Origin of the sequence: Bilophila sp. 4_1_30 (assembly GCF_000224655.1) — a bacterium.
Taxonomy (GTDB): domain Bacteria; phylum Desulfobacterota; class Desulfovibrionia; order Desulfovibrionales; family Desulfovibrionaceae; genus Bilophila; species Bilophila wadsworthia.
Map to the genome: position 1 here is coordinate 570429 of NZ_JH114233.1, position 2479 is coordinate 572907.

A 2479-nucleotide genomic window follows, 5' to 3' on the forward strand; every position below is an offset into this window, starting at 1 on the left:
GGCTCTCCGCGCTTGCTCAATCCTTCAGCTGACACAACTCTCCATTGCGTCCCATAACAAGCTCACGAACAGAGATGCCGCACGACTCGGCTGCTTCATGGCAAACCGCCGCAATGCCCCGGCAACAGGGGACTTCCATGCGCAGGACCGTCACCGAGGCCGGGCGCGCCTCCGTAAACAACGCAACCAGACGGGCACGCATCTCCTGGTTGTCCTCAAACTTCGGGCAGGCGATCAACACGACCTTTCCTGACGCGATCTCGCAGAACCGGGCGGACGCGGGAGCCGAACAGTCGGCGGCAAGCAGAATATCCGCGCCCTTGAGGAACGGGGCGGACGACGGTACAAGACGCAGCTTGACGGGCCATGTCTGCCTTCTTTCACCAACCGGCCCTGCCGCCTTGCTTTCCTGCCGCTTCCGTGGAGCGAATTCCTGCACGGTGGTCCCGGAGCATCCGCAACCGAGCGTTCCGTGAGGCTCGTGCTTACCGAGCGGCTGAAAAAGTTGTTGCCTGCGCTCTTCCTTCTGCCTGGCGACGTGGCGCATGGCTGCCTCTTCGTCGAATGGCACGGCTTCCCGGCGCACTATGGTAAGCGCATTCTGCGGGCATCCGGAAAGGCACGCTCCGAGCCCATCGCAATAGCTGTCCGAAACCACAGTCGCCTTGCCGTCGATGATCGCAATGGCGCCTTCCGCACAGTCCAGCACGCACTGGCCGCAGCCGTTGCAGCGTTCCCTGTCTATTTCAATGATATTTCTGTATTCCTTCATGACGGATTCCTCCGGGGTTTTCTTTCTGTAAGCCGATTCCTACACCGTACGGAAGCCCAGCGCCGTGATCAAGATCACGATTTTCCGTTTGCCGTAAAAAAACATGAAAAAAGCGGACATCCCGGCAGAAAAGCGAAACGCCCCTCCCGGCGCAGACCGGAAAGGGGCGAGGAAGCTCTGTTTTCAGATGACTTACTTGATGGCTTCGAGGAACCGGGCGGCGACTTGCGTCTTGCCCTTCATCTTGTCGATCTGTTCCGGGGTAAAAGAGCCGTGGCTGATGGAGAAGTCCACGATCTCGTTGAGGGCCTTCTGGACACTGCCGCCCGGGGCGAACATGGCAAGCTGTTCCTCAAGGGTAAATACCGGATGGCTCTGGATGTCCGCAACAGCCATTTCAGGCGTCAGATCGCGGCCGGTCCATTCCTTGTAAAAACGGACGTAGTCGACGGCAAGCTCCTTGGCGGGCTTGGCGCGCAGGGCTTCGATGCCGCGCATATACATCTTGAGGAACGCCTGCACCTGCTCAGGGTGCTGATCCGCAAACCGGCGGTTCGCTACCAGCAGGACAAGCTGCGTGATGCCGCAATCCTTGGAATTCGCCACAGACTTGAAGCCCTTGGCCTCCGCTTCATAGGTCAGGGGGGCCCACAGGGCCACAGCGTCGCCAACGCCGCCGGTAAAGGCGCTCAGGGCCGGGGTGGGTTCCATTTCCTGAAGCTTCACGTCCTTTTCGCTCAAGCCGAGGATACGCAGCCATGTAGCCAGCAGGTAGTGCGCCGACGTGCTTTTGGGATACAGGATATCGGCCTTTTGCACGGTCACAGCGGAACCATACACATTGGGATAGGACGGATTCGTCCCCTTGGCTTCAAGGATGGGGCTGTCCTTGCGCACATAAATGGCGTTGTTGGCGGATTCGTCGTTGGCGACCGCAATGATGTACAGGTAGTCGCTCAGCGGCGTGGTCAAAGCGGGCACGGCGCCGCACCCGGCGACTGCCCAATCGTAGGCGGCAAGGCTTTCGACGATGTTCTTGCCCGAATCAAACGGCATCATCGTCAGATCAAGCCCGGCTTCCTTGTCCCAGCCCTGCTGTTTGGCGTACCACGCCACAAAGGTCTCGTGTTCGCCCATCCAAGCGCTTGAGAGCTTGGCGGGCGCGGCCTGTGCGGCGGGCGCCAGCAAAAGAGCCAGCGCCAGCACGGCAAGCAGCGACTTCATCTTTCCGAAAATCATGACAAAAACTCCGCAAGGTTGACATGAAGGGAATCCCCCCGCGCGACGGATGGGCAGACCCGCCGCACGAGGGGCCCCCGGGAGGGGCTACATGAGCAGATTCGGCAGGAACATCACCAGCTGCGGACAGGCCGCAATGAGAATGATCAGCAACCATATCGTGCACAAGTAGGGGAAAGCCTTCAGCGCCACTTCCTCAAGCTTCACGTCCGTAATCTTCATGGTGATGAACAGGTTCGCGCCGAAAGGAGGCGTCAGGAACCCGGTTTCGCAGCACACCACGAACAGCACGCCGAGCTGGATCGGATGGATGCCGAGGGCGTTCGTGATGGGCAGGAACACCGGCGCGAGCACCACGACCATCGCCAGCGTATCAGCCACAAAACCGCACAGGAAGATGAAGAACGCGATGAGCAGCAGAGTGATCGTCGGGTCCGTGGAGATGGAGCCGAGGAACGCACCCACGCT

General features: G+C 59.9%; 3 protein-coding genes. All 3 read right to left on the minus strand.

The genetic code is table 11. The features are described from left to right. Nucleotides 1-16: 16 nt before the first annotated feature. Nucleotides 17-772 (minus strand): ATP-binding protein, encoded by a 756-nt coding sequence (locus HMPREF0178_RS14380; protein ID WP_009368761.1) that lies wholly within the window; start codon nt 770-772, stop codon nt 17-19. Between the two features lie 192 nt (nt 773-964). Beyond that, entirely contained in the window at nt 965-2011 is a 1047-nt protein-coding gene (locus HMPREF0178_RS14385) for an ABC transporter substrate-binding protein (protein WP_009368762.1), read from the minus strand. A gap of 87 nt (nt 2012-2098) precedes the next feature. Continuing rightward, nucleotides 2099-2479 (minus strand): TRAP transporter large permease subunit (locus tag HMPREF0178_RS14390; RefSeq protein WP_009368763.1); only part of this gene is annotated, 381 nt, incomplete at its 5' end.

Bases quoted from the DNA above. Each gene is read 5' to 3' on its own strand.
- HMPREF0178_RS14380 (WP_009368761.1), bottom strand. From the start codon at position 772: ATGAAGGAATACAGAAATATCATTGAAATAGACAGGGAACGCTGCAAC.
- HMPREF0178_RS14385 (WP_009368762.1), bottom strand. From the start codon at position 2,011: ATGATTTTCGGAAAGATGAAGTCGCTGCTTGCCGTGCTGGCGCTGGCT.